This window comes from Paenibacillus sp. FSL L8-0436, assembly GCF_038593025.1.
Classification (GTDB): Bacteria; Bacillota; Bacilli; order Paenibacillales; family Paenibacillaceae; genus Paenibacillus_AQ.
The window spans coordinates 3,473,186-3,497,632 of sequence record NZ_CP151955.1 but is presented as its reverse complement, the minus strand read 5'-3'; the positions used below and the strand labels follow the sequence as shown (position 1 = coordinate 3,497,632).

Below are 24,447 nucleotides of genomic sequence, written 5' to 3'. Positions count from 1 at the left end.
AGGAGCATTATTTTATGACTATTCAACCACAACAACCGAAGAAACGATCCAAAAAAAAGATCTGGAAAAGAGTAACTCTCACTCTGCTCACCTGCATAATTTTACTGCTCGGGTCCGGATTTGCTTATGAATGGCTGGCATCCAGAAATGCAGAACAGAAATACCAGCCTCCCGGCAAGCTGGTTGATGCAGGCGGATACAAGCTGCACATTAACAAATTGGGGCAGGGCTCCCCAACCATTATTCTTGAATCCGGAAGCGGTGAAACCAGTTTGTCCTGGAGGGATATTCCTGAGAAGCTGTCCGAATTCGCAACTGTTGTGAGCTACGACCGAGCCGGATATGCTTGGAGTGAAAAAGCGCCTACAGCACGCACGGGAGAAAATATCGTTCGTGAGCTGCATACTGCATTAGAACGGGAGGGAATCGACGGCCCTTACCTGCTAGTTGGGCATTCTTTGGGTGGGATGTATGCCCGGTTATTCGCTGATACTTACCGGGATGAGGTTGCTGGTATGGTACTGATTGATGCCAGACCGGAAGATGACGAGCGCGAGACCAAACCTATTCTGACTGCGGAAAAATTCGCGGGCAATCCCCCCGCAGCAGTCTTGCAAGTGTTGAAATTATCAGGCGCTATGCGTATATTCCAGGATGTGCTGCTGGATGGCATGGTTGCGAAAGAAGATAGAGGGCAGTTCATAAATGTCATTTCAAAGCCTAGTTTCTTCAAAGCTAAAGAACAAGAAGGAAATCTGGCACATACCACAGAGGACGCTATTCGGGGTCAGAACCTTGGTTCTCTTCCGGTAAGAATCCTGTCACGAGGAATTCCTCAGGATTATGCAGGCTTTGGCTTCTCCGAAGCTGCCGGTAAAAAGCTGGAAGATATCTGGAAAAAGGGTCAGCGCAAAATGTTGAACCTTTCCACAGACAGCAAGCAGACTGTCGCAACCCATAGCGGACATATGATTATTCACGACGAACCTGATCTCGTCATTCAGACGATCCGCAGCTTGCTGACACAACTACAGTCACCATCCCCTCAATAATTCACATTATGCTCACGGGCCCGGACCCGGTCTTGTTTATGGACCGGTCCCAAGTCCGTGACCATATAATGAGACGGCCATGAAATCCGGCTATTTATAAAAAACAACCCTACACCGTGTTCCGGCTCCGGCCCTGCTAGTAATCTCAATCTCGCCCCCGAGCAATTCTACCAATTTGTTCACAATAGACAACCCCAGACCGGTGCCTCCGTACTGCCGTGAACGTGATTTCTCTACTCTGTAGAATCGGTCAAAGATATACGGAAGCTCCTCCTCAGGAATGCCAATCCCCGTGTCCTCGACGATAAATGCAGCTGAGTCTACGCGAAAATCCAGCTGGACGCTGATCTCTCCTGCATCGGTATAACGGATAGCGTTTTCCAGCAGATTCATTACGATTTGCTCCATCCGTTTGCCATCCCCTTGCAAACCAATCGGTTCACCGGTACAGCTGGAATTTAGCTGCAACCCTTTTTCTTTAGCGGTCAATTCGACTTTGCGGACCGCCTGATCGACAAGCAGCGCCAAATCGACCTCTTCCAGATTCAGCGGTATTTTCCCCTCTTCCATTTTGGCCAATTCGAACAAATCGTCTACCAGATGTTGAATCCGGTGCGCCTCTTGGTCGATGATGTCCAAGTAGAGTGTTTTTTCTTCTTCCGTCTCATACAGCCCTCCCTTAACCACCTTGGCATACCCCTGCAGATAAGTGATCGGCGTCCGCAGCTCATGGGAAATATTAGCGAGAAACTCCTGGCGTGTATCCCTGTAGTGCTGCAGATCCATAGCTAAATCGTTGATGGCACCAGCAAGAAAGCCAATCTCATCGTTGCCGCTGATCGTGAGCCGCGTTTCCAGTTCACCAGCCGCAATCTTGCGCGTAGCCTTCTGCATTTGGACAAGCGGACGCGATAATATGCGGGCGATGAACCAAGTGATGCCCAAAGCAAGCACAAAGGCACCCAGACCAGACAGCAGCAGTATATCTCTCACTGTAGACAAGGAATGTTCCATATTCTCCGTGGAAGACATCACATAGAGTGCCGAGGTAATAATGTCACCGCTTGAGATGGGTTGTCCTGTAACAAAATAACGGTAGCCGGACGGGTCTTTGTACAAGAAACTCACCCTTTGTCCGGTGAAAATAGCTTGTATATCCTGAGCGCGGATAAAGGAGCGATCTGTAGAATCATGAACACCGGAGTGCAGCAACACTTTGCCATCCAAGGAGATGTTAAAGATGCTGACATTGGAAAACTCCGCAAAGGACATCATCATTTGACCGTTCGTGGTATCTTTGGATTCGGCCATCGCTGTGAAATGGGAAGCCAGTTCCTCAGCTTCCGTCTGCATTTCCTGGTAATAAAAGCTTGTAAACATCCGGTCTATTACTATCCCGAGTGAGAGCAGAACAATCAGAAACACCGACATAATCACGACACCCAGCTTAAAGCCGATGATGTTGTTTTTCATTCGACATTACCGGGAATCTGGAATTTATAGCCGAGCCCCCACACGGTTTGCACTGGAACATAAGAAAGACCTGCCTTCAGCAGCTTCTCGCGGATATTCTTAACATGTGTATCAATAACCCGCGTCTCACCGCCGTATTCATTCCCCCAGAGCTGTTCTACCAATTCTTCCCGCGTAAACACGCGCTGCCCGCTGCGCGCCAGCAAATGCAGCAGATCAAATTCCTTCTGTGTAAAAAGGATCCTCTCCCCTTGAACCTGTACTTCCCGTGCCTGCGGATAAATCCTTAACTCCGGGTGCTCCAGCACCTGCTCCTGTGACGCGGAAAACCGGAACATATTCGAACGCCGCAAGAGGGAATGGATTCGCGCAAGCAATTCTTCCGGTTCAAACGGTTTGGTTAAATAATCATCCGCACCGATGCCCAGCCCATGTACTTTATCTTTCGTTTCCGACCGTGCAGTAAGCATCAGAATGGGCGTCTGGCTGCTCTCCCTTACCGCCTGGCAGACCTGCCAGCCATCCATATCAGGCATCATTACATCCAGCAGGATCAGGTCGAAGTTATGTTTCTCTATCATGGACAGGGCTTCGCGCCCGGTGGAGGCTTCCTTAATAGAAAAACCCTCCTGCAGCAAATAAATGCGCAGCAAATTCCGCATGTTCCATTCATCGTCAACGATGAGAACCTGTGCTTTGGACAAGCTGTTCACCCTTTTCGTGGCCTATATATATTGAACTTATAATTCTTCTATTTTGGGATCGACCGTGACTACAGAGAAAGTTTGGACTCCTACAGTTCCAAAATTCCATTCCGCCACTTTTCCCTAATTGAAATTCTCAAGTTCAATCTATACAGTTTCTTTATTCTTTTTTCAATTATACCTAAAAACAAAGAACAAGCCGACCACGGATGTCCGCAGCCAGCCAGCTTGCTTTAATGCCCCGAATGGGGATTGTCTCCAGAGGCGGAGGTGATTTCGAGCATGTCATCTATTTCGCTCTGTGTACTGCTGGTTATTGTGCCGGTATCGCCGGTTAGCCAGGCATGGTTATAGGGACCTTCTGCCGGTGAATCCTTGAACTTGGGCTGAAGCTCCATCATATAATTCATGACCGAATCCGGTAGTCCGTCTTGTTCCGTAAAGATTAACGGTGCATGTTTTCCCAAATGGGAGAATGGCGCAGCGGCGATAGCCAGCATGGTGGAATCCTTCGTCAATAAGGATAGGTTATGGCCCGGAGCCGTGATACCCCAGCCGAAGCCGCTAACCTCATCCTTGAACTTGGCAAAAGCAATCGCATTCGCATAAGGATCATCACCGGAGATGCGAGTTACTGTACCATATGCTCCCAGCTGCTCCTCGACTTTTCCCGAGACAACAGAAACTGGGCCTAGAAGGTAAATGGCGGCATCGCCTCCGCGCTTTTTGAGCGCCTCTGCCGTGGGGGCCGGGATATCATCCTTCGCTACGTATAACAAAGGCTCAGGCATATGCGCAATCCAGTTGACTGCAGGCAGCGTATATTCGGGGCTGTCCATTGAGCCGATAATTACACTCTGCGGCAGCTCGCCGGATACTTTGGCATAATAAGCGTCAATCGCCTGAGCTACAGCAGCAGGATCTTCACCTTCTATCTTGTCCACCTTTAAATCCAGTGCCTTAAGCTGCTCTTCCACACCGTCCGCGACGGGTCCGACCAGAACGACCTGGATGCCCGCATTGCTCTCGGCACCCAGCGGATTCAGCCGTTTAAGCTCTTCCAACGTAACCTCCGGAACGCCATCTTTGCTCAAGAACAAGACTGGCCCGTTGCTCGGATGGTGGATTAAGTCAGTACTCACAGCAGCAATTTGCCAGTTATCCGCATTGGTCAGGACTACGCTTGCAGGCCGGTTAGCTTTGGTTTCTGCCGTCCATAAAGACCGGGACACCAGTACCGCTGCCTGAACCGGGTCTGAGGTGTTGATCCGGGTCGTGTTTTTGGTCGCAATCCAGGGCATAGAAATTGCAGCAGAAGGATTCTGTTCACTTTGCGGAGCTGCTGATTCCTTATCCGATTGACAGGCGGTCAGCACCGTACCAAGCAGCAAGGTCACAGCGCTTAATTGTATGATTTTCTTCATGTGTATCCCTCCATTTCATAGCTATCACGGATACTTAGAAGTTTACCCATCAAATGTGTAGAAAGAATGTGGAATTCCAACAATTTAAGAATGAGTATTAAGTAGGAATTGGAGCAGCCTGAAAGTGAATGCAAGTGGAAACGGATTCGCCGTCCTCAAAAGGACGGTATCCGTTTCAGCGAGAATTAGAAGGATAATTTATAGCGTGAAGCATATAAGTTCTTATAATTAAAAAAGCTGAACGGAAAGTGCTCCGTCCAGCTGATCCTGATCAAGCTTCTTCTATACTTACCAGTGCTTCGCGATAAAAGTATCACGGCCGGACTGTTCCCGGTCTTCCTTATAATGCTTCGGGTTCTTCTTGTGATAATCCTGATGATAGTCTTCTGCCGGGTAAAAGACCGGTGCGGGCAGGATCTCCGTAACGACAGGTCCCTCGAAACGCCCGCTGGCCGCTACCTGTTCTTTGGAAGCCAAAGCTGCCAGTCTTTGCTCTTCATTATAATAAAACACCGCAGTCCGGTACTGCGTTCCCCGGTCCTGAAATTGTCCTCCGTCATCAGTCGGGTCAATCTGCGGCCAGAACAATTCAAGCAACTTATCGTACGGGAAAAGTGCCGGGTCAAAGCTGATCTGCACTACCTCATAGTGTCCTGTAGTGCCTGTCTTGACCTGTTCATAGCTTGGATTCTCCACTGAACCCCCGGCGTATCCTGATACAATTCCGTGTATACCCGGCAATTCTTCAAAGGGTGTAACCATGCACCAGAAGCAGCCTCCTGCAAACATTGCCTGTTCCATACCTGTAATCCCTCTCCCTATCTATATATCTCTACATACTATAACGTATGTTAAAAAGATAAGGTTAAATCTGCCTAAAGTCAATTTGAGGGAGCGGTCTGCCAAGGATGAGTCTTTTTTTCAATCCCGGAGGAGCTGTATATACCTGCGATCAGTTCCAGTGTTTTGAGTCCTTCTGATCCGTCAATCCAGAATGGTCTTCCTTCGCGGACATGGTCATAAAAGTCATGAATCAGTCTTTGATGCCCCGTTCCCCAATACGACTTGCCTTGAATACCTGACACCCCCGGCTCACTGAGCAGCGTTTCCCGGCCGTCCTTCCACAGATACAGGCAATCCCTCCGCAGCAGTAGCGTTCCTTGTTCGAACACTATTTCCAGCTCGACGGGTGAGTTAATCAGGTAGGCATTGCTGCCGTAAAAAAGTCCCCTGACCTTATTCCTGAAGTTGATGCAGGCATGTGCCGTATCCTCCACTTCAATAACTCCGTCCAAGACATCTGTGCTTACGCTTCCCTGCACTGATGAGATCTCACCGCCGAACCATTGCAGCAGATCCAGTGTGTGAATCGTCTGGTTGATCAGCACCCCGCCGCCCTCTGAGGTCCATTTCCCCCTCCAGTTGCTCTCCTTGTAGTACTCAGGTGACCTGTACCAGGTGACAATCCCCTTCATACATACAAGCGGCCCCAGCACACCGGATTCAATGGTCTCCTTAATCTTAATAGAGGGTTCATTGTAGCGGTTCTGAAATACGATGCCGAGCTGGCCTTTGCTGTGCTCCGCAGCTTTCAGCATGCGCTGGGCAGAAGGCAGGTCAACCGCCATCGGTTTTTCTGTTAAGACATGTTTGCCCGCCTGCAGCAGATCGACCGCCATCTGCGCGTGCAGATCATGCGGTGTGCAGAGGTGGACGATATCAACATCAGATCTGTTCAAAAGCTCCTTATAATCTGTTAGCGCGCCGCAGCCATATTCTTCTCCAAATGCTGCCGCTTGGGCCACATCAATATCTACAGCTGCCAGCAGTTGTCCCCCTGATTGTGCCGCGATCGCCTTGGCATGCAAGGGAGCTATTGCTCCGCAGCCGATTATGGCTGCTCCAAGTATTGTCATCTTGTGCACCTTCCAATCTTATTTCCGTTCCTATCAAGCCTTTATGAGTGTCTCGGGCGTAAGATTTACCGCTTGGGCCTGAGCTTCCAGGCATAACTCCGCCGCTTTGAAGACATGCTGCTGGGTCATAGCAAATTCTGTCCGTTGCAAGCAATCCAGTATCAGCTCGCCAAAGAACGGAAAGCCGATTTTGCCGGAAACATGCTCATAATGCTCTCCTTGACGGTCTGCCCAATAGACATGATCCGTTGTGTTGGAGCGGGCAATATCGCTGTATTTGCGCAGCTCGATATACCCTTCCGTTCCCATAATGATCGTTCGGCCGTCCCCCCAGGTGCCCAGTCCGTCCGGTGTGAACCAGTCGACACGGAAATATTGCGTCGCCCCGTTGTCGCCGACAAGTGTTGCATCGCCGAAATCCTCCAGCTCAGGGTAAGCAGAATTGTTGTAGTTGGCAACCTTGCTGTGCAGTACCTTGGCATCGCGGCAATCCGCATAATACAGGAATTGTTCAATCTGGTGACTGCCGATGTCGCAGAGGATCCCGCCGTATTTGTCCCGCTGGAAGAACCACTCCGGACGGCTTGGTGCGCTCAGGCGGTGAGGGCCCATTCCGATGATCTGAAGCACACGGCCGATCACTCCCTGCCGAATCAGCTGTCCGGCATACACCGCACTCTCCACATGCAATCTTTCGCTGAAATAAGTCATGTACTTTTGCCGCGTCAATGCAGTTTGAGTCCGCGCCGCTTCCAGCTGTTCCATGGCCGTAAACGGCGTTTTGTCAGTGAAATAATCCTTCCCGTGTGCCATCACCTTGAGTCCGAGCGCCCCTCTCTCGGAAGGAACCGCGGCCGCTGCAATGAGCCGGACCTCAGGATCCTCAAGAATTTCTTCGGCGGAGCGTGCAGCTTGAACACCAGGATAAGTGCTGACAAAGGTTTTCACCTTCTCTGGATCGGGATCAAAGACCCATTTCAACCGGGCTCCTGCTTCGATCAGACCATTGCACATCCCATAGATATGACCGTGATCCAGCGCCATCGCAGCGATCATAAATTCACCCGGTTTTACAACCGGTCTAGCTTCATGAGTAGGTGCATACATCATTCCATCTTTTCTGCTCATCATCAACCCTCCCGGTCACAGCTTCGAAATCAGGTATTTGAGGCTGATCTCCAGACTCTCGAAAGGATCGCGTCGGCAGACATCCTGCTCAACAACAAACCATTCCACACCCGTTTCACGGCCGGCCTCAATAATAGCTTCATAATTCATGTTTCCTTCACCGATCTCAGCAAAAACCTGTCCCCTGGAGATGATAGCCATATCCTTCAGATGCATGACCTGCATCCGGCCCTTCACCTTGTGAACCCAGTCCACCGGATTAGCTCCCCCGGCCTGAACCCAATACATATCCAGTTCAAAGCCGAACACCTCGGGATCGGACTCCTGCAGCAGCAATTCCATACCCGTAACCCCGTCAATCCGTTCGAACTCAAAATCATGATTATGATAAACGAATTGCAACCCATGCTCCTCCTTCAGGGTCCGCGCAATTCCGGAGGCAAGTTTGGCAAATGTCCGATAGCCCTCCTGGCTGCTCTGATATTCTCCCGGCAGTCCGCCGAGACCGATGTATTTGCAATTCCACAGCTTATGTTCTGCAGCCAATGCATCCAGGTCATTCACCAGCCGGTTCCACGGCACATGGGTCGCGCAGATGGTCAGCCCAGCTTCATCCGCGTATTGTTTGACCAGCTGCGGATCAATCGGACCCATTCCGGAAATTTGCACAGCCTGATAACCCATCACTTTCAGCTTCTGGAAAGCAGCCCTTAAATCCTCTGCGGTCTTGGTAAAATCACGTAGCGTGTACATTTGTGCAGCTATTGTAGAACGTTGCATATGAGCAATTCACTCCTTATTAAGTTTGTCTGTCCTATAATTACATTAATGAGTGCCTTTTACGTCAAAAGCCCGCTGCTCTACAGCTTCCTTCCGGAACGTAGAGCTCTCCACCCGTTCCATGAGCTTCTCATGAAACAAATCACTATCAATCGGAAGCTCGACCCAATTGTCAGTCCAAGCGGACAGGTACATTGCATTCGAAAGTGTCAGGCCGTGAATTCCCTCTTCCCCGGGAGCGAGCAGCGGTTCGTCATGCAGAATGGCATTGGTGAAGTTGCGCAAGATTCCCTTGTGCTGTTCTCCTCCGCCCTCTGGAACCGGAATCTCACATTTCCAGCATTCGGGTCTTCCGAAGCCTTCGGCAAATTCGGCATTGAACTTCGGCTCCGGGATGCGCAGACGCCAGAAGGTCAACTTCCCGTTCTCCACGACGATTTTTCCGTTATCCCCATTGATTTCAAAGCGGTTGGTTCCCGGCGCCTCCCCGGTAGTGGTGATGAACAGGCCTGTTGCTCCGTTCTCATACTCGACATAAGCGGTTACATCATCTTCCACCTCAATATTGCGGTACTTGCCAAACTGGCAGAATGCACGCACACGCTTCGGCATCATTCCGGTTGTCCATTGCCAAAGATCCAGCTGATGCGGGTCCTGGTTCAGCAGCACACCGCCGCCTTCTCCAGCCCATGTAGCCCGCCAGCCCCCGGAGTTGTAATAGCTCTGCGAACGATACCAGTCAGTAATGATCCAGTTGGTGCGGCGGATCTCACCCAGCTCACCGGACTGAATCAGCTCTCTCAGCTTTTGATAAAGCGGGTTGGTCCGCTGGTTGTACATAATGCCGAATTTGCGGTCACTTTGCGCAGCGGCTTCGTTCATCTCCTGCACGGCTTTCGTATATACACCGGCGGGTTTTTCAATTAATACATGATAGCCGTGCTTCAGCGCCTCGATCGCAAGCGGCGGATGGTCATAATGCGGAGTGGAGATTAATACGGCATCAATACTTTTGGAGGCAAATAATTGAGCAGGTGTGCTGAACCTGAGCACCGTATCAGGCAAGTGCTCTGCCGCCCACTCCAGGCGTTCGGGGCTTGTATCACAGACAGCCGCCAGCTCAGCCCCTTTTACTTCATGAATCAGATCGAGCGCATGGGCCCGGCCCATATTTCCAACTCCAATAATTCCATAACGAACCTTCTTCATCCTATGAATCACTCCTATGTGAGTTATGATATGAGAATAACCCTATTTCCAGACAGTGAACATGACCGGAATTAAGGTTTTTTTGTACATAATTAAGATGTTTTAGTTAAATGAAAGCGGTATACTGGATTTATTACACATTAAAGGAGTTATATGATGAATCAATCCGGTAACCTTACAGGAGCGTTACTGCAGAACCTGACCGTCACCGTTACCCATGCCCACTTAAGCAGCAGATACCCCGGATGGAACCGCTTGAATGAGACGCCATCCTTTAACAGACTTTATTTCATTGATGGCGGCGAGGGTAAGGTGATTCTGAACGGGCAAGCCCATTATCCGCGCCCCGGCCAATTGATGATCATGCCGGCAGGCTCGACGCAAACTACAGAAACCTCCCCTGACAATCCCTATAAGCGGTACTTTTGTCATTTTGATGCCCATATCGGAGAATGGCCCTTGTTTCATACAGGCAACAAGCTGTACATATGCGATGTTGCGGAGCCGGATGCCATTCGGGAGATTTTCACAGAGATGATAACACGGTTTCCGGAAGAGAACCTGCTCTCCACCATGCGGAATCAAGCCGCACTACTTCATCTGCTAGCACTCTGCCTGGAGGACGGCGGATATTCCGATTTCATGGGTGAGCTGGCTCATACCAATGGTCAAAGACAGCTAGCGAACGTCCTGCAATACATTGAACAGCGCCTTACGCAGCCTATGGAGGTAGAGGAACTGGCCGAGCTGGTTCATCTGCATCCGAACTATTTCATCCCCTACTTCAAGAAATACATGGGGGTTCCGCCCATGCATTATGTGCAGCTCAAGCGGATGGAGCTGGCTAAAAGACAGCTCTCTTACTCCACTTCCAGCATTTCCGATATCGCTGCGCAGGTGGGTATGGAGCTGGCCCATTTCTCGAAATATTTCAAGAAATCTACCGGCGTATCTCCCTCTGCCTACCGGAACAGCACAAGGTAGAGGGGATAAACGGACTATGCGAGTCCAAGGAGATGAACCAGCAGAAATCCAAGTCCAGAGAGCAGTAATGAGCCGATTAAGCCAGCCAGCAGCGGTTTTTTACCCATTAGGGCAAAGGTCTTGATATCCACACCAAGCCCGAGTCCCGCCATCGCCATGGCCAGCAGCATATACGCCAGGATAATCAGATCAGCTGTTACTTGTTCAGGGATTATTCCCAGCGTATTTACACCGCTCATCAGCAAAAAACCGCCGATAAACCAGGGCACCGGAAGTTTCCTCCACTGAATTTTGGAATGCGGTGGCTGTACAGCCGCCACTTGCCCCCTACACTCCCTCTCTGCTTTACGCTGTCTATAGGCTTCCCAGACGCCGATAGCAAGAGCTGCCGGAACAAGCATCGCTACCCGAGTCAGCTTCACGATCACCGCGAGGTCTGCAGCCTTTTCACCAATGGGTGCGGCAGCGGCGATCACATGTGCTACTTCATGAAGAGTGGCTCCGGCAAATATCCCATACCCTTCTGGACTAAGGGACAACACCGGATAAATCAACGTATAAACCAGCGTAAATATCGTCCCCAGCACAGCTACCGTTGCCGCGCTTATTGCGGTCTCATTGTCCGAGGCCTTTAGTTGGGGAGAGATTGCCGCGACGGCTGCCGCTCCGCATATGGCAGTTCCGCAAGCGGTCAGCAGTCCAAGTGTCCTATCAATTTTCATCCATTTGCAGAGTCCATAAACGGTGAACAACGTAAATACAATATTAATCACGGCAATCGCCAACACCTTGGGACCGGCCTGCACAAGTTGAAACAGGTTCAATCTCATCCCGAGCAGGATGATCCCCGCTCTGAGCAATCTCTTGCTGGAAAAGCTGATGCCCGGCACTGCCTGCTGCGGTACCCCTCCTGCTGTACGAAGCAGAACTCCTAACAGAATGGCAATTACCAGCTGGCCCATGATGCCCAGGTAAGGCAGCAGCGCCAAATATTTGGCCGCTATGGCCAGTAGTCCTGTAAGCAGGATTCCTAGAATAAATCCGCTGTATTTATCGTTCAAGCGCTGAAGCTGATGTGCATGATTCATCTCAAACCACTCCCTGTTTACGTTCAATTACGTTGCAAACTTGTAATCTCACTATAAGTGCAGCCAACAGGGAAGTGAAATACGTCTTTGCTATCTCTATCATTACAAAAACTTATGATTGATGATAATAACTATGTTAAAATGGATAATAAACGGCCATACACAAAGAATTCCAAGGCTAATAATGAGGTTTAATTATGATCGTAGATGCATTACGTGTATTTGCAACCGTTGCTGAACAGCGCCATTTCTCCCGTGCCGGAGAGCTGTTAAATCTCTCCCAGCCCGGCGTGAGTCTGCATATCCGCAACCTGGAAAATGAACTGGGAACCAAGCTGCTTCACCGTTCCCCGAAGGAAGTCCGGCTGACAGAAGCGGGAGCTATCCTCTATAAACATGTGAAGCAGATCCTCTCGCATTATGAAGAAGCGGGCAGGGAAATCCAACTGCTGCGCGATGAAGTCACGGGGAGTATTCATATCGGGGCCAGCTTTACGATTGGAGAGTACGTCCTGCCTGGCAGAATTGCCGAGTTCGCCAATCAATACCCGCAGGTGAATCTGCAGGTCACGATTCACAATACTGAGGAGATTATTGCCGCCATTAAATCGAACATCCTTGACATCGGGTTCATTGAAGGCGAAACGGCGGACCATGAGCTGTCCGTGATTCCCTATATGAAGGATGAAATGATCATTGTAGCTCCGTGTAGTCATCCTCTCTCGGCCGCAAATGCCGTTGATAAAGACATGCTTCAGAATCAGGTATGGGTGCTGCGGGAGCCTGGCTCCGGCACCCGTGCCTTCAGCGATCATTTTCTGCAGCATGCCCAAATCTCCCATAAGCGGTCTTATATATTCAACAGCAGCCAGGGGATTAAGGAAGCCGTCTCGGCTGGATTAGGAATCGCCATGCTCTCGAGATGGATTGTGCGCAAAGAGCTCGCCCGGGGTGAAATCAGCGAGCTGCGAATCAGGCATCAGCTGCTGGAGAGAAATTTCTCAATCATCAGCCGCAAGGAAAACGCTGCTACCATGGCCATAACCGTCTTTATCGAGAAGCTGCTTGCACCGGTTAATCCAGACCGTAAACCGCCAGTCTAATTCTCATAGACAACATTTTTACAGGATAGCAAAAAACCTGAACCCTTGTTCGAGGGTTCAGGCCATTAAGGCATACATAAACCTAAGACTCAATCAGCACTCCATCCTCCAGATGCAGCACGCGGTCACACCATTCCAGCATCCGTTCATCGTGGGTTACCATGACTGCCGCTTTCCCCTCACTCTTCACTTCGTCGGCAATCATCCGCACCACTTCCTTGCCCCGCTCATAATCAAGGCTTGCAGTAGGCTCATCTGCGAACAGAATCGCCGGCTTGTTCATCCACGCTCTGGCAATCGCCACCCGCTGCTTCTGTCCGCCGGACAGCTGCTCGGGATAGTGGTTGCGGCGCTCCCAAATGCCTAACCGTTTGAGTAAATACGCAGCCCGCACTTTGGCTTCTTTGGTGCTGAGCTTCGCCAACTTGGCTACATAAAGCAGTTGTTCCTCAACCTTTAAATAAGGCAGCAGCTGTGCGCTTTGAAACATAAAGCCGATTTTTTGCAGCCGCAGTTCGGTTAGTTCGCTCTTTGCCTTATTGCCCAATGGCTCTCCGTCAATAAGGATCTCCCCGCTTGTTGGTGTCAGTAGAGCTCCAGCCGCCGAGAGGAAGGTGCTTTTTCCTGAGCCCGAAGGACCCAGAACAGCTACAAATTCGCCGGCATTGACCGTCAGATCAAGGTTCTTCAAGACCGACATCGTGCTGTCCCCGTCTCCATAGGTTTTGGTCACTTGCTTCATGATTAATTTGGCACTCATGCTCCAGCCCTCCCTATAGCTTCCAATGCATCTACTTTAGCAACACTTGCTACAGAAATAAGTGATCCCAGCAGAGACATACCTATAAACAACACGCTGGTTAAAATAATCGTCGAGCTCTCCAACTGAAACGGCATTGAATCCGGCAGCCCCTTATTCATACCAAAGGTCAGCAGCAGGCTTATTGCCAGACTGGCTACGGACAGTATCATTACCTGCCCTACCACACTCCAGGCGAGATAGGACATTTTGGTGCCCATGGCCTTCAGGATACCGAACTGGCTCGTCTTCTGAATTGTGATTACATAGAAGAATACTGCCAGTACAACGCCTGCGATGACAAACAGGAACACAATCATCATCATCAGTGAATTCTGCTCCGCCGAATAACCGGGTACACTGGAGATCGCCTGTTTTTGCGTGATGACCTCCACATTGTCCAGTTTGGCGGTAATTTCATCAGCTTGTGCAGAAGATGCGCTGAGCGCTACCACATTGTAAGGCACAGACTGTGAATCAGCCTTCTCCTGCCGTGCCCCTTGCTTCATTTCCTGCCAGTCCAGATTATTGATATAGACAACCGGGGTATGACTGTAAGAACTATCGTCCACAATACCGGATACTTTCCAGGACATCCCTGAAGCCTGATCAACGATGGTGCTTCCCAGGGTAATTCCCGACTGTACAAGCTGGGAGTCAACAACTGCGCTGCCCCCGGCTTCATTCGATATCCCGGTTCCCTGCACCACCTTAGGAGCAAGCATACCATTCATATCGACGGCAAAAAAAGTAATGTCCGCCTTCGCATCCCCATTGTCCGATGTTACCGTGCTCGTCTGGACCGCAAGCGGTGTTGCTTTATCTTCGCCCACAACTGAACGTGCCGCAATCAGCTCGGCATCACTTAATTGAGAACGTCTGAAGGCATGATCGGCGTCGCCCTGGACGACAAAATAGTTAGCCGGCATATTCTCCACCGCTGAAATATTGGCATAGGCAAGTCCTCTGGCCAGCCCGGTAACGAACAGGACGAGAAAGGAAACCAGCAGCATGATGACCATGATAAGGCTGTAACGTGCTTTGGAATGCCTCATTTCCCTTAAAGCTAAAAACATAAAACCACTCCCTCTGCTCTGTATAAACACAGTGTAGAGGATGAAAATGAACGGAGTATGAATAAATAATTACAGAAGCGGCAGATTCACGGTGAAGGTGGTGCCTGTACCGACCGTGCTGGATGCTTCAATAGTGCCGCCGTGCGTTTCGATTATTTTCTTCGCTATAGACAGTCCCAGCCCGCTGCTGTTGCTGTCACGGGTACGCGCCTTGTCCACTTTGTAGAAGCGGTCGAAGATCATCGGCAGCTCTGCGGCTGATATTCCTTCCCCGGTATCCGCGACTGTAACTTTACAGCTACCCCCGGTGTCTTCCGCGGATAGGGTGATGGTTCCACCTGAGGGTGTATATTTGATCGCGTTGGACAGCAGGTTCATCCACACCTGATAGAGCAGATTCGTATCCCCCTGAAGTGTTATATCCTCCACATGCAGACGAACCGCCAGCTCCTTCTCCGTAAGTCTCCACTCCATAATCTGCACGACCTGGCGCAGCTGCGCACGAAGATCGAAGCTCTTCTTCTGCAGCGCATTCTCGTCATAATCCAGAGAGGACAGGGTGAGCAGCTGTTTGCTGAGCATCGAGAGGCGGCGGCTCTCCCCGTCAATAATGGAGAGGTACTCCAGTCTCTGGTTCTCCGGCAGTGCAGAATCTTTAAGCGCATGGGCAAAGCCCTGGATGGAGGTCAGCGGCGATTCGATCTCATGCGAAACGTTGCCGACAAATTCCTGACGCGCCCGGTTCGTCCGCTCCAGCTCCTGGCTCATGATCATAAAATGGGAGGCCAGCTGGCCGATTTCATCCCGCCGCCGGGTATTGAGCCGGATGTCGTACCTTCCTTTGGAAATCCTTTTCGTAGCGGCAGTCAGCCTCGTAATCGGTTTAACCACATGCAGCACGGTAACGAGGACAAACCACAGGCTGAACAGAATACTTACCCCAAGCAACACGGCAAAAAAGATCCGCAGCTCCCCAAACTGCACCTCGGCATCCGGACGCATAAACAAGGCATAGGTCTGACCGTTGATATGCACCGGCACTCCTATCGAGTTGCTGAGCTGATTATCAAAAAAACCGGTCACAAACGCCTGGCTCGGGAACTCCGCCACTCCATGGTAGACCTCTCCGGCAAGCACGTTTTGCAGCACATCCTCGCCCAGATCATTTTTGCGGAAAGGCAAGCCATAAAACTTCTCGTCGCCCTGACCGTTGGACAAGTATAATTTATACCCCAGGGATGCTGTGCTTAGCAGATATTCTCCCACCGCATCGGGATGGTCCTGGACAAACTGCTGCAGACCTATCGCCATTTTCGTGAGTTTGGCATCGTTCTGCGGTTTGATCTTGACCTGATAATAGAAGTTGGATGCGAAAAATCCCATAAAACTGCTTATCAGTATAATCGAGCAAAACAGCACACTCATCCGTACATAAAGCGACTTCATGCGTTCACCATCTCCACTTTATAACCGATTCCGCGCACCGTGCGGATCACAAAGTCCTCTTGATAGTCAGCAAACCGCTGGCGCAGACGTTTGATATGCACATCCACCGTCCGCTCGTCGCCCTCGTAATCGGCTCCCCATACCAGCTCAATCAGCTCGCTGCGCGAGAACAGACGCCCCGGATACTGCGCTAGCTGCGCCAGCAGCTCAAATTCCTTCACCGGCAGCAGCATCACATCGTTCCCGTTACTGATTTCATAATTTTTGCGGTCGATCACGAGCGAGTTGAGACGGATCTTGTCATCGGAGGCTATCGAATAGCGGCGGAACAGCGCTTTGATGCGGAATAGCAGCTCCTCTGGCTCAAACGGCTTGGTCACATAATCATCCGTCCCCCGCAAATAGCCCTGCTCCTTATCGCTGAGCTGCTGCCGCGCCGTCAGGAGAATAATCGGAATGTCATACGTTTCGCGTATGTACTGGCACAGCTCCAGCCCGTCCATCTGCGGCATCATTACATCCACGACGGCAAGATCCACCGTGCTCTCCTTCATCAGCCCTACTGCTTCCCGGCCATCGCCTGCTTCAACGACCAGATACCCATCCCTGGTCAATACATGCCGCAGCAGTGTACGGATATTTAGATCATCATCGGCAACCAATATCTTTTTCATCTGAACACCTCTCCCATATCCCTTCTTAGCTGTCACCATAGTAGCAACATTGCTCCGTTAAGACAACCGGGAGTCCGGCAAGCTGGCTTTCATTCTGTTCTAAATTACTGAAAATCGCCACACCGCATGTTAATATTAAGGCACTATTAAGACTTTAGAGGCTACATGAATATTCAGCTTGATCATAAGAGGAGGGCTTTTCTTGCATCCAATAACAGCAATGGAAATCACAGCCTCAGTTATTTTTGTCATTGTTATTTTTGTTATAGCAGTGCTTTTACCAGATAAGATTAGGAAGATCAGTTTAATTACTGCAGGTTCGATAACTGTACTATTGCTTGTGTTTTTTGCAGTTCGTCCCTATTGGCTTGATTATCAGGTATCACAAAAAACAGAACAACTTAACCAATATTTAGAGGTAAAGTATCCTGGTGAAGAGTGGGAAATCAGCCGGCAAGCTGGAAGACAATACAACCCTTATCACCTGGAGGTTCGCTTCAGCAACGAAAAAGACTGGACATATATCTATTCCGTAGTAAATGCGGACAATATCCACCAGAGTGTATGGGGAGTTCCAGGAGCCATGGCTCCCAGTGACGGGATGCATTATGAAATGTATCCATTGGAAAAATAGTATAGACTAAACAAAAGGCACTATACTGTCCTGCAGCGAAGTGATGCTCCGCCCCATTAATTGTTCCAGGTCATTCGAAGTAGAGACTGTATCAATCTTCTTCAGAAAAGAATAAATCCAGTGCTGAACGCTGGCATCCTCCCGATGTGTTACCAGCTTGCCTGCCAGCGATGTCAGCGCTGCTGCGAGATCATTGAAGCTCCACGTATGTGGTGCTGCCAGCTCATAAATCCGATTGCTGTGCCCGGAGCCGGCAAGAACAGCGGCTGTAGACAGGGCCAAATCTTCACGTGAAACGGAGTTAAACCGAAAGTCCCCCGGATGTGTAATCAGCTCACCGCTGCGGATGGCTTCTTTTAATCCAAGTACATTCACGAAATCAATATATAAGGCGTTGCGGAGAAAGGTGTACTCTAGGCCGGAATCCAGAATCACCCGCTCTGTAAGCGTATGAACATTGCCGGAAGCAACATTAATCCGTTGTTGCGGGAAGGCAAAGCCGGTATAGAGGATATGCGAAACGCCTGCTTTGACTGCTGCTTCAATAACCCGTTTGTGCTGGGCAAGGCGAATGCCGTCATCCGTGTGTGAGCTTGAAATTAGCAGCAGTTGGGATATATCATGGAATGCAGCTTCCAGCCCTTCAGGGACATCATAATCGGCATAACGTATTTCTATTCCTTGACGTTGTAGTTCTATAGCTTTGTCCGGATGGCGGGCACCTGCAACAATCTGCTCCTGTGGCATTTTTTGGAGCAGATTATCAATAATCAGGCGTCCTAACTGGCCAGTTGCTCCCGTAATCATAGTCTTCATCGGTTTGCACCCTCTCTTTGGTTCATGGAATTTAGTTAAGTCATTAACTATATGAGCAAAAAAAGCTGTTACGTACTTCTACTATCAGATTGAATGTTAAGATGAGAGTTTCACCGGTGCTTACTACCTCCAAATTTATATAGAGCGGTTCAGTTTGTGCAGCAATGACATCAATTCCAGCAGTTCCTCTTCATCCAGCCGCTTCATGACTTCGGCAACTGCCTGGCGGTTCTCCGGAAGATGCTCTTTCAGCAGTGCGCGTCCGCTACCAGTGATCGAAATGACTGATTTCCGGCCGTCCCTAGCATGGCTTGCCCGGCTGATCAATCCGTCCTTCTCCAGCGGCAAAAGCAACAGGCTGATATTGGCTTTGGTCACGCCGATTTTCTCGGCAAGCACCGAAGGCAGCATAGTCCCGCCATGCTTGGCGATTTCCACCAGAATGCGGATACGCGCTCCGTTCAGACCCTGATTCTGCCAGTATTTCTCGGATACCGCCACGACATTCGCAGTTGCCTCAACCAACGTGAAGAATGCCTCCGTATATAGCGGCTGCTCCATTACATATCTTTGTAGATCGTCCATAAATTCCGCTCAGCTCCATATAGTTAATAACTTAACTACTTCAATGTACGTGAATCTACCGCGTCTGTCAATCCTATAACAGTTCTAATGACTGCTGATTCCGATAACTATTTTGATTTTGCTTCTGCTCTTCCTTGTTTTTTTGCAGCCTTCTTTAAGATCAGCAACGAATACAGTCTTCCCTATCCATATCCTCAGGTACAGCGAATGGAAATGAATCGGCCGGATAATTCCCTACTGCTCCGTCTCCGTTCCATCCTCAAATTCTGTTTCTGTTCTGACTATCCACCGGTTGCCGATTCCAAATTCTATGTATTTCAAGATTAACTCTCCTTGGACATGATTAACCCCCGCAGCTACTCCATTGAAGCTGCAGGGGTTCTATTTTGAGATTGGCCGTGACTACATGAAATTCTCAAGTTCAATCAATATAATGTCTAATGTTTAATTCATGTACAGCTTAAATGAGCACTGTCTGTGAAGACAGCGGTTCTTCACTGTATTGTTTGCTGCCCTCCAGCAAAACTTCCAGCTTGATCAGCTCGGAGCGGCTGGCCAGACGGATCGGCGGCCCCCAGGTGCCATAGCCGGAGGAGACGATTACATGCATTTTCTCCTTAAGCAGATAGCCCCAATCCAGCTCAAACAGGCGTTTGGTAATCCAGTGATTCGGCGCAATCTGTCCGCGGTGTGTATGTCCGGATAAGAGGATATCCACCCCTGCCTTTGCTGCAAGGTCAAAACCGGTAGGCTGATGGTCCATCATGATTACAGGACGGGAGAGATCCAGACCTTCCAGCAACGAAGAGACACTAAGTCTGCCGCCTGCCTCCATCGCTTCCGCGGTTTTATCTTTCCGGCCGACAATATAGACGCCCGCAGTTTCCACCACTTCGTCCTGCAGAACTTTGATACCTATGCTATCCATAAGCTCAGTATACTCTTTGATCGAGCCGCCGTAATATTCATGATTTCCCAGTACGGCATATACGCCATGACGGGCTTTAAGCAGCTTTAACTGTTCACTCATTCGATTGCGGATAAACGGCTCGATGCTGTCATCCAACACATCCCCGGCCAGCAGGATGACATCCGGCTTCATGTTATTGATCTCGGTGACCATTTTGCGCAAATGACGGTTGCCTACAATATTCCCCAGATGCAAATCCGAAGCAACGGCTACCGTAAGGGGGGCGCTTGTTCCAATGGATTTATCAATTTTGATCGAATGAGTGCGTACAATAGTACTCCAGGCATTCCGTGAACCCCAGATGAGGAAGATAGCCAGCAACAGAACCAGCGTCGCTCCTGCTTCATCAGTAAAGGCCGAACGGTTAACCCCTATAAGTCCCAGCACCCAATAGAGCAGATCAGTTAACGGCAGCACAATTACCGCAAACTCCATACAGGCCAAATAATAGGACCCGATCACTTTGAAGAATCTGGCCGCCGGTTTCACAGCCTTTGGCCAGGGCGCCATTCCGATCATATAGGCAAAAGCAATAACCATAAACACCGTCCAGTAGGCACCTGCTGAAATACCCGGCAGCCCATTCTCCAGCAGAACCCAGAGATGAAAGCCGATGTAGAAATTAACCAATCCCAATACAAGCAGCACTCCAGCTCCGGAAAATAGCATGCGCAGTATTTTCATTCAACCACTCCTTTAGCGTACAGCTCATATCTATACGTTCTACCTCAAATCATATCATAAAGTATTAGCCGAGTATAAACTGTGCCGGAGCACTGTAATAAATGAGAGGGTCTACCTCCCAACAGTCAAGTAACATAAAAAAGAAAATGCCCTGCGGCATCTTCATGATCTATCTATGTAAGTTAAACAGCCTTATTGCCCTTGGCAGCAATACAATCACCGATCAGCCTGTCACATTTGTGGATATGGTTGATCAACCAGTCCGTCAAGGTGCGGTTCAGTTTGATTGTGGACAGTACGGATACGCCTTTGGTCTTTATGCTTTCTTCCAGTTCAAGCACAGTCTGCACGAATTCGGCATGAGTCTTCTGGTGCTCAGCAAGCTCAGGGAAATCAATCTCTGACATCAACTGTTCTTCATTGCCAAAATGCTCAAGGGTATAGTCTTTAAGGAATTTCAGTGTTTCTTCAATCTTTTCTTTGCCTTTCTGGTTCGTGCAGGCATCAAAAAATTCATTAAGCTTCATAAGCAGCTGTCTGTGCTGGCAATCAATCTTCTCCACGCCAATATCATACGAATCCTTCCATTCAATCATGTACTCACTCACCTTATCCTTTACCATAATTTGCATATTTAGAGACATCTCTAATTCTCCACATTTCCGCAAGAAAGTTCTGTTAACAACATCACACGACAATTTGTAACAAATTTCTTTTGGGTTGACGCAAAAAAAGCGCTATATTGATTGAACTTATAATTCTTCTATTTTGGGATTGGCTGTGACTACAGAGAATGTTTGGACTTCCGGCCGCTGTTAGGTTTGGATTTCCTGAATTTAACCGCGAATCGCGGTAGAAATTCAAACCTTGCCCATGCTTCCGAAGTGAGCTTTCCTGCAGAAAGCTTTCAGGCGGACGCTATCGCTCCTACAGTTCCAAAATTCCCCTCCGCACTTTTCCCTAAATATATATAAGTTCATTCTATATAGCCTAAAGGCTGAGCATCAGAAGTTATTGCATTTTCTCACCAAATGATCAATACTTATCTTAGTATTTACAGGTAATAATTTACAGAGGACAGAGGTGCACGATATGTTCAGCAAGAAAGCGCCAAAGCAACGTATATTTGTTCCGAAATCATCAGGGCTCGGCTGGGGGTTAAATCCCAATCACCCGCTGTCCTGGATGGCAGCTTTTGGTCTACTTGTACTGGTAATCTATTTAACGATTAGATAGTAGAGCGAGTAAACTCCTCGCGAAGATTCGTCAGGATTTCCCCCAGCCAGTTGGTGCCGCGCCAGGTAGTTCTTCTTCGTATCCTCGGATCCTCTTCCGTTAAACCCACACCCCAGATCCGGTCCGTCGGACTGGCCTCTACCAGCGTTGTGCCTTTAGTATCCAGCAGCGCTTGCAGCAGGTCCTCGTTCTGAATAAACTTCTCCCAGTTTCCTTGATAAACAATCTCTTTGCAGTGTTGTTCCCAAATGATTTTGTCGAAACCTCTCACCTGACGACCCAAAGCCTTCTGTTCTCTGGGAGTTGTGGCCCGCAAGATTCTCAATCCCAGCTCTTCATCCTTAAACAATTGTGCCTTACTGTACATCATATACTGCTCAGTGCTATTAAAGTGAAGCTCTCCCACCGTGAAACGGCAGGGATACCATTGTGAGAATGGTGAGCCGCTGCGGTAAAAATAGGTGAATTTCTCCATCTTGCTCTCTCCTCATATCATTGATTGGAACCCCTGTTCAGGTTATATCGGTACAGCTTAGAGGGCCGGTGTCCGGCATCCCTGGTGAAATCCTCAGTTTCCATCACACGGTCAGCAATCTTCCGGCGGAAGGCGGCGGCCAGCAGTTCTTTACCCAGAATGATTTCATAGACACGCTGAAGCTCCGACAAAGTGAACAGGGGCGGCATCAGATTAAAAATTATATCCGTATATTCAACCTTGCCGCGCAGGCGTTCGATCGCATATTGAACCATCATCAAATGGTCAAAAGCGAAGCCTTCACTCTCCACGATCTCACGCTGGATCTTGCTGACATGGCCTTGAACGGATTCGGTAATTTTGACCACTCCTGATAAAGTCACCTTATCACTTTGCAGAGTGATCTTGATGAATTGGTCCTGCTCATATCCTTGCTCCAGCTCTCTGCGGCTGGCTTCGAGGATCTCATGTGATACCTCGAACCAGGCAGCATCCGCCGCATCATCCCCTGCCTGCACATTCAGCGCGGTACGATCAACCAAAGCCATATAGGAACAGCTGATGACCCGCATCCGCGGATCGCGCTGCACCTCTCCCCAGGTATACAGCTGTTCCATATAGATATTGTCTATATTCGTTTCTGTGAACAATTCCCGTCGTGCTGCTTCATCCAGGCTTTCATTTACACCGACAAAACCGCCAGGCAACGCCCATTGTCCCAAATAAGGATGTTCGCCCCGTTGAATCAGCAGCAGCTGCAGTGATTTCTCGGAAAGCTTCCGGTAATTATCCTGTTCCCGTTCCATCACGGTAAAAATCAGCATGTCGACCGTCACGGATGGACGTTCATACATTCCAGCATCATATGTTTTTAGGAATTGTTCCTCGGTTATACCGTTGCGGTCAGTGACCGGTTGTTTTGACATAGCCAAACTCCTTTGCAGCTGAGGATTTAATTATTATCTTTTTGTTAATATCATAGTGTTATTATATACATATACAAGAAGTATAAGTCAAGCAAGAGAGTGTTCATGCAGAAAATTGCAATGCGCTACAATGAGGGTCCTGCCCGTAGGCTATATTGCAAAAAAAAGCCTGACTGCTCCGGCTTTCGCCGGGCATATCAGACTTTGGTATCCATTCTATATTTACAGCGGCTCTATATGTACAAGCACATTGGAAACCTGGTGGCGGTCCTTCAATTGGTCTTCAATTTCTTCCGTAATATCATGACTCTGCACCACGTTCAGCTTCGAGTTCACCAGCACGGTTGTGTCCACCAGCACATTGTTGCCATGAATGCGTGCTTTAATATCTTTTATCGATTCTACGCCATCGATTTGGGCAACGGTTTGCTTCATCAGCTCCAGTTCGCTTGCGTCAAAGCCGTCCGTTAAATCATGGCTAGCCTTGCGGAAAATATCCCAGGCTGTCTTGCAGATCAGAAGCCCAACAATCGTCGCTGTCAGCGGATCCAGCCAAGGGATTCCAAACTGTGAACCGATAATCCCTATAAAAGCACCTATGCTTACGAGCGCATCCGAACGGTTATCCTGAGCTACCGCCTGCATGGCATTGCTTTTGAGTTCACGGGCAAGCTTGATATTGTACGCGTAAACGGCCAGCATTACCAACGCACACCCCGCAGCCGTCCAGGCAGCGATAAGATCTGGCGTTTCCAGCACCGGTTGGACAAATTTGTTGACACCCTGATACAGAACCTGCAACCCTACGGCAATCATAATGAAAGAAGCAATCAATGCGGCTACCGTCTCCGCTCTGAAATGCCCGTAGCTGTGATTGGAATCAGGAGGTCTCCGGGAAATCTTAAGACCTGTCAGGATGGCGAGAGACGCAATGATGTCCGTACTATTGTTCAATCCGTCTGCAAGCAGAGCTTGGGAACCCGAGACACTTGCGATGAACAATTTGACGGCGGATAAAAGAATGTAGGCAAATAAACTGAGCCAGGCCCCTTTTTCACTTTGTTTAATGTCACTGTAGTTTTCCAAAAAAAAGAACCTCCAAACAATAGTATTGTTCTATACTACACGCTGACATCCGGGTGGGTCTAGAGAAACAGTGTTGCCGGGCGGCGCATTAGTTAACCCTGCCAAATAGAGTTGGGAAGCAGGAAGTGTTTTGCAATACGCAACATTGTTTGCCCTAGTTCAACATCAGACAGTGATTT

At 49.3% G+C, this 24,447-nt stretch carries 24 protein-coding genes and 1 pseudogene; 4 read left to right on the top strand and 21 right to left on the bottom strand.

The genetic code is table 11. The features are described from left to right. Positions 1-14 precede the first annotated feature (14 nt). Positions 15-1,052 (top strand): alpha/beta hydrolase, encoded by a 1,038-nt coding sequence (locus NSS79_RS16150; protein ID WP_342440130.1) that lies wholly within the window; start codon positions 15-17, stop codon positions 1,050-1,052. Positions 1,053-1,142: 90 nt separating this feature from the next. On the opposite strand, the gene NSS79_RS16145 is transcribed toward NSS79_RS16150, so the two are convergent. The 8 genes from NSS79_RS16145 to NSS79_RS16110 all read right to left on the bottom strand — a co-directional run bounded on the left by NSS79_RS16145 (position 1,143) and on the right by NSS79_RS16110 (position 9,686). Next, positions 1,143-2,525, bottom strand: coding sequence for an ATP-binding protein (locus NSS79_RS16145; RefSeq protein ID WP_342440129.1), 1,383 nt, complete (start codon positions 2,523-2,525; stop codon positions 1,143-1,145). Further along, complete coding sequence (locus NSS79_RS16140; RefSeq protein ID WP_342440128.1) at positions 2,522-3,229, bottom strand: response regulator transcription factor; 708 nt, start codon at positions 3,227-3,229, stop codon at positions 2,522-2,524. Before NSS79_RS16140 ends, NSS79_RS16145 begins: the two co-directional genes overlap by 4 nt. 233 nt (positions 3,230-3,462) lie before the next feature. Further along, a complete protein-coding gene (locus tag NSS79_RS16135) occupies positions 3,463-4,653 on the bottom strand; it encodes a cell wall-binding repeat-containing protein (protein ID WP_342440127.1) in 1,191 nt (396 codons plus the stop codon). A 288-nt stretch (positions 4,654-4,941) separates the two neighbouring features. After that, complete coding sequence (msrA, locus tag NSS79_RS16130; RefSeq protein WP_038591490.1) at positions 4,942-5,454, bottom strand: peptide-methionine (S)-S-oxide reductase MsrA; 513 nt, start codon at positions 5,452-5,454, stop codon at positions 4,942-4,944. A gap of 80 nt (positions 5,455-5,534) precedes the next feature. Next, positions 5,535-6,569 carry a Gfo/Idh/MocA family oxidoreductase gene (locus NSS79_RS16125; RefSeq protein WP_342440126.1) on the bottom strand — a complete coding sequence of 345 codons (1,035 nt, stop codon included), beginning with the start codon at positions 6,567-6,569 and terminating at the stop codon, positions 5,535-5,537. 33 nt (positions 6,570-6,602) lie between these two features. Continuing rightward, positions 6,603-7,697, bottom strand: a complete 1,095-nt coding sequence (locus NSS79_RS16120) for a Gfo/Idh/MocA family oxidoreductase (RefSeq protein ID WP_342440385.1) — start codon at positions 7,695-7,697, stop codon at positions 6,603-6,605. A gap of 15 nt (positions 7,698-7,712) precedes the next feature. Beyond that, complete coding sequence (locus NSS79_RS16115) at positions 7,713-8,477, bottom strand: sugar phosphate isomerase/epimerase (protein ID WP_342440125.1); 765 nt, start codon at positions 8,475-8,477, stop codon at positions 7,713-7,715. A gap of 45 nt (positions 8,478-8,522) precedes the next feature. Continuing rightward, the gene (locus tag NSS79_RS16110) at positions 8,523-9,686 is read right to left on the bottom strand and encodes a Gfo/Idh/MocA family oxidoreductase (protein WP_342440124.1); all 1,164 of its coding nucleotides are present in this window, start codon (positions 9,684-9,686) and stop codon (positions 8,523-8,525) included. 153 nt (positions 9,687-9,839) lie between these two features. Between NSS79_RS16110 and NSS79_RS16105 the strand changes: the two genes are divergently transcribed. Next, the gene (locus tag NSS79_RS16105) at positions 9,840-10,670 is read left to right on the top strand and encodes an AraC family transcriptional regulator (protein WP_342440123.1); all 831 of its coding nucleotides are present in this window, start codon (positions 9,840-9,842) and stop codon (positions 10,668-10,670) included. Between the two features lie 14 nt (positions 10,671-10,684). Here NSS79_RS16105 and NSS79_RS16100 read toward each other — a convergent pair whose 3' ends face one another. Further along, the gene (locus NSS79_RS16100) at positions 10,685-11,758 is read right to left on the bottom strand and encodes a YeiH family protein (protein ID WP_342440122.1); all 1,074 of its coding nucleotides are present in this window, start codon (positions 11,756-11,758) and stop codon (positions 10,685-10,687) included. 197 nt (positions 11,759-11,955) lie between these two features. Here NSS79_RS16100 and NSS79_RS16095 point away from each other — a divergent pair, with 197 nt between their 5' ends. Next, positions 11,956-12,861 carry a LysR family transcriptional regulator gene (locus NSS79_RS16095; RefSeq protein ID WP_342440121.1) on the top strand — a complete coding sequence of 302 codons (906 nt, stop codon included), beginning with the start codon at positions 11,956-11,958 and terminating at the stop codon, positions 12,859-12,861. Between the two features lie 82 nt (positions 12,862-12,943). Here NSS79_RS16095 and NSS79_RS16090 read toward each other — a convergent pair whose 3' ends face one another. The 4 genes from NSS79_RS16090 to NSS79_RS16075 form a co-directional block, all read right to left on the bottom strand. Continuing rightward, the gene (locus tag NSS79_RS16090; protein ID WP_038591465.1) at positions 12,944-13,621 is read right to left on the bottom strand and encodes an ABC transporter ATP-binding protein; all 678 of its coding nucleotides are present in this window, start codon (positions 13,619-13,621) and stop codon (positions 12,944-12,946) included. After that, a complete protein-coding gene (locus NSS79_RS16085) occupies positions 13,618-14,736 on the bottom strand; it encodes an ABC transporter permease (protein WP_342440120.1) in 1,119 nt (372 codons plus the stop codon). Before NSS79_RS16085 ends, NSS79_RS16090 begins: the two co-directional genes overlap by 4 nt. A 69-nt stretch (positions 14,737-14,805) precedes the next feature. After that, positions 14,806-16,182, bottom strand: a complete 1,377-nt coding sequence (locus tag NSS79_RS16080; protein WP_342440119.1) for a HAMP domain-containing sensor histidine kinase — start codon at positions 16,180-16,182, stop codon at positions 14,806-14,808. Then, positions 16,179-16,856, bottom strand: a complete 678-nt coding sequence (locus NSS79_RS16075) for a response regulator transcription factor (protein ID WP_342440118.1) — start codon at positions 16,854-16,856, stop codon at positions 16,179-16,181. The genes NSS79_RS16080 and NSS79_RS16075 overlap by 4 nt, the downstream gene beginning before the upstream one ends. Before the next feature lie 202 nt (positions 16,857-17,058). Here NSS79_RS16075 and NSS79_RS16070 point away from each other — a divergent pair, with 202 nt between their 5' ends. Next, on the top strand, positions 17,059-17,490 hold the full coding sequence (locus tag NSS79_RS16070; protein ID WP_342440117.1) for a hypothetical protein: 432 nt from the start codon (positions 17,059-17,061) through the stop codon (positions 17,488-17,490). Positions 17,491-17,496: 6 nt separating this feature from the next. Here NSS79_RS16070 and NSS79_RS16065 read toward each other — a convergent pair whose 3' ends face one another. The 8 genes and pseudogenes from NSS79_RS16065 to NSS79_RS16030 form a co-directional block, all read right to left on the bottom strand. Continuing rightward, a complete protein-coding gene (locus NSS79_RS16065) occupies positions 17,497-18,306 on the bottom strand; it encodes an NAD(P)H-binding protein (protein WP_342440116.1) in 810 nt (269 codons plus the stop codon). Positions 18,307-18,441: 135 nt separating this feature from the next. Continuing rightward, on the bottom strand, positions 18,442-18,891 hold the full coding sequence (locus NSS79_RS16060) for a MarR family transcriptional regulator (protein ID WP_342440115.1): 450 nt from the start codon (positions 18,889-18,891) through the stop codon (positions 18,442-18,444). Between the two features lie 84 nt (positions 18,892-18,975). Further along, positions 18,976-19,212: pseudogene (locus NSS79_RS16055) on the bottom strand (DUF3977 family protein). Positions 19,213-19,351: 139 nt separating this feature from the next. Further along, entirely contained in the window at positions 19,352-20,545 is a 1,194-nt protein-coding gene (locus NSS79_RS16050; RefSeq protein ID WP_342440114.1) for a metallophosphoesterase, read from the bottom strand. A gap of 182 nt (positions 20,546-20,727) precedes the next feature. After that, on the bottom strand, positions 20,728-21,189 hold the full coding sequence (locus NSS79_RS16045; protein WP_342440113.1) for a bacteriohemerythrin: 462 nt from the start codon (positions 21,187-21,189) through the stop codon (positions 20,728-20,730). Between the two features lie 584 nt (positions 21,190-21,773). Then, on the bottom strand, positions 21,774-22,256 hold the full coding sequence (locus tag NSS79_RS16040) for an NADAR family protein (protein WP_342440112.1): 483 nt from the start codon (positions 22,254-22,256) through the stop codon (positions 21,774-21,776). Positions 22,257-22,273: 17 nt separating this feature from the next. After that, positions 22,274-23,182 (bottom strand): NUDIX domain-containing protein, encoded by a 909-nt coding sequence (locus NSS79_RS16035; RefSeq protein ID WP_342440111.1) that lies wholly within the window; start codon positions 23,180-23,182, stop codon positions 22,274-22,276. A gap of 222 nt (positions 23,183-23,404) precedes the next feature. Then, positions 23,405-24,268 (bottom strand): cation diffusion facilitator family transporter, encoded by an 864-nt coding sequence (locus NSS79_RS16030; protein WP_038591441.1) that lies wholly within the window; start codon positions 24,266-24,268, stop codon positions 23,405-23,407. Positions 24,269-24,447: the final 179 nt, after the last annotated feature.

Excerpts from the sequence above, each read along its gene's own strand:
- NSS79_RS16125 (WP_342440126.1), bottom strand. The coding sequence starts at position 6,569 with ATGACAATACTTGGAGCAGCCATAATCGGCTGCGGAGCAATAGCTCCC.
- NSS79_RS16075 (WP_342440118.1), bottom strand. The coding sequence starts at position 16,856 with ATGAAAAAGATATTGGTTGCCGATGATGATCTAAATATCCGTACACTG.
- NSS79_RS16110 (WP_342440124.1), bottom strand. The coding sequence starts at position 9,686 with ATGAAGAAGGTTCGTTATGGAATTATTGGAGTTGGAAATATGGGCCGG.
- NSS79_RS16090 (WP_038591465.1), bottom strand. The coding sequence starts at position 13,621 with ATGAGTGCCAAATTAATCATGAAGCAAGTGACCAAAACCTATGGAGAC.
- NSS79_RS16135 (WP_342440127.1), bottom strand. The coding sequence starts at position 4,653 with ATGAAGAAAATCATACAATTAAGCGCTGTGACCTTGCTGCTTGGTACG.
- NSS79_RS16060 (WP_342440115.1), bottom strand. The coding sequence starts at position 18,891 with ATGGACGATCTACAAAGATATGTAATGGAGCAGCCGCTATATACGGAG.
- NSS79_RS16145 (WP_342440129.1), bottom strand. The coding sequence starts at position 2,525 with ATGAAAAACAACATCATCGGCTTTAAGCTGGGTGTCGTGATTATGTCG.
- NSS79_RS16040 (WP_342440112.1), bottom strand. The coding sequence starts at position 22,256 with ATGGAGAAATTCACCTATTTTTACCGCAGCGGCTCACCATTCTCACAA.
- NSS79_RS16150 (WP_342440130.1), top strand. The coding sequence starts at position 15 with ATGACTATTCAACCACAACAACCGAAGAAACGATCCAAAAAAAAGATC.
- NSS79_RS16120 (WP_342440385.1), bottom strand. The coding sequence starts at position 7,697 with ATGAGCAGAAAAGATGGAATGATGTATGCACCTACTCATGAAGCTAGA.
- NSS79_RS16045 (WP_342440113.1), bottom strand. The coding sequence starts at position 21,189 with ATGTCTCTAAATATGCAAATTATGGTAAAGGATAAGGTGAGTGAGTAC.
- NSS79_RS16105 (WP_342440123.1), top strand. The coding sequence starts at position 9,840 with ATGATGAATCAATCCGGTAACCTTACAGGAGCGTTACTGCAGAACCTG.
- NSS79_RS16035 (WP_342440111.1), bottom strand. The coding sequence starts at position 23,182 with ATGTCAAAACAACCGGTCACTGACCGCAACGGTATAACCGAGGAACAA.
- NSS79_RS16065 (WP_342440116.1), bottom strand. The coding sequence starts at position 18,306 with ATGAAGACTATGATTACGGGAGCAACTGGCCAGTTAGGACGCCTGATT.
- NSS79_RS16115 (WP_342440125.1), bottom strand. The coding sequence starts at position 8,477 with ATGCAACGTTCTACAATAGCTGCACAAATGTACACGCTACGTGATTTT.
- NSS79_RS16085 (WP_342440120.1), bottom strand. The coding sequence starts at position 14,736 with ATGTTTTTAGCTTTAAGGGAAATGAGGCATTCCAAAGCACGTTACAGC.
- NSS79_RS16100 (WP_342440122.1), bottom strand. The coding sequence starts at position 11,758 with ATGAATCATGCACATCAGCTTCAGCGCTTGAACGATAAATACAGCGGA.
- NSS79_RS16080 (WP_342440119.1), bottom strand. The coding sequence starts at position 16,182 with ATGAAGTCGCTTTATGTACGGATGAGTGTGCTGTTTTGCTCGATTATA.
- NSS79_RS16095 (WP_342440121.1), top strand. The coding sequence starts at position 11,956 with ATGATCGTAGATGCATTACGTGTATTTGCAACCGTTGCTGAACAGCGC.
- NSS79_RS16050 (WP_342440114.1), bottom strand. The coding sequence starts at position 20,545 with ATGAAAATACTGCGCATGCTATTTTCCGGAGCTGGAGTGCTGCTTGTA.
- msrA (WP_038591490.1), bottom strand. The coding sequence starts at position 5,454 with ATGGAACAGGCAATGTTTGCAGGAGGCTGCTTCTGGTGCATGGTTACA.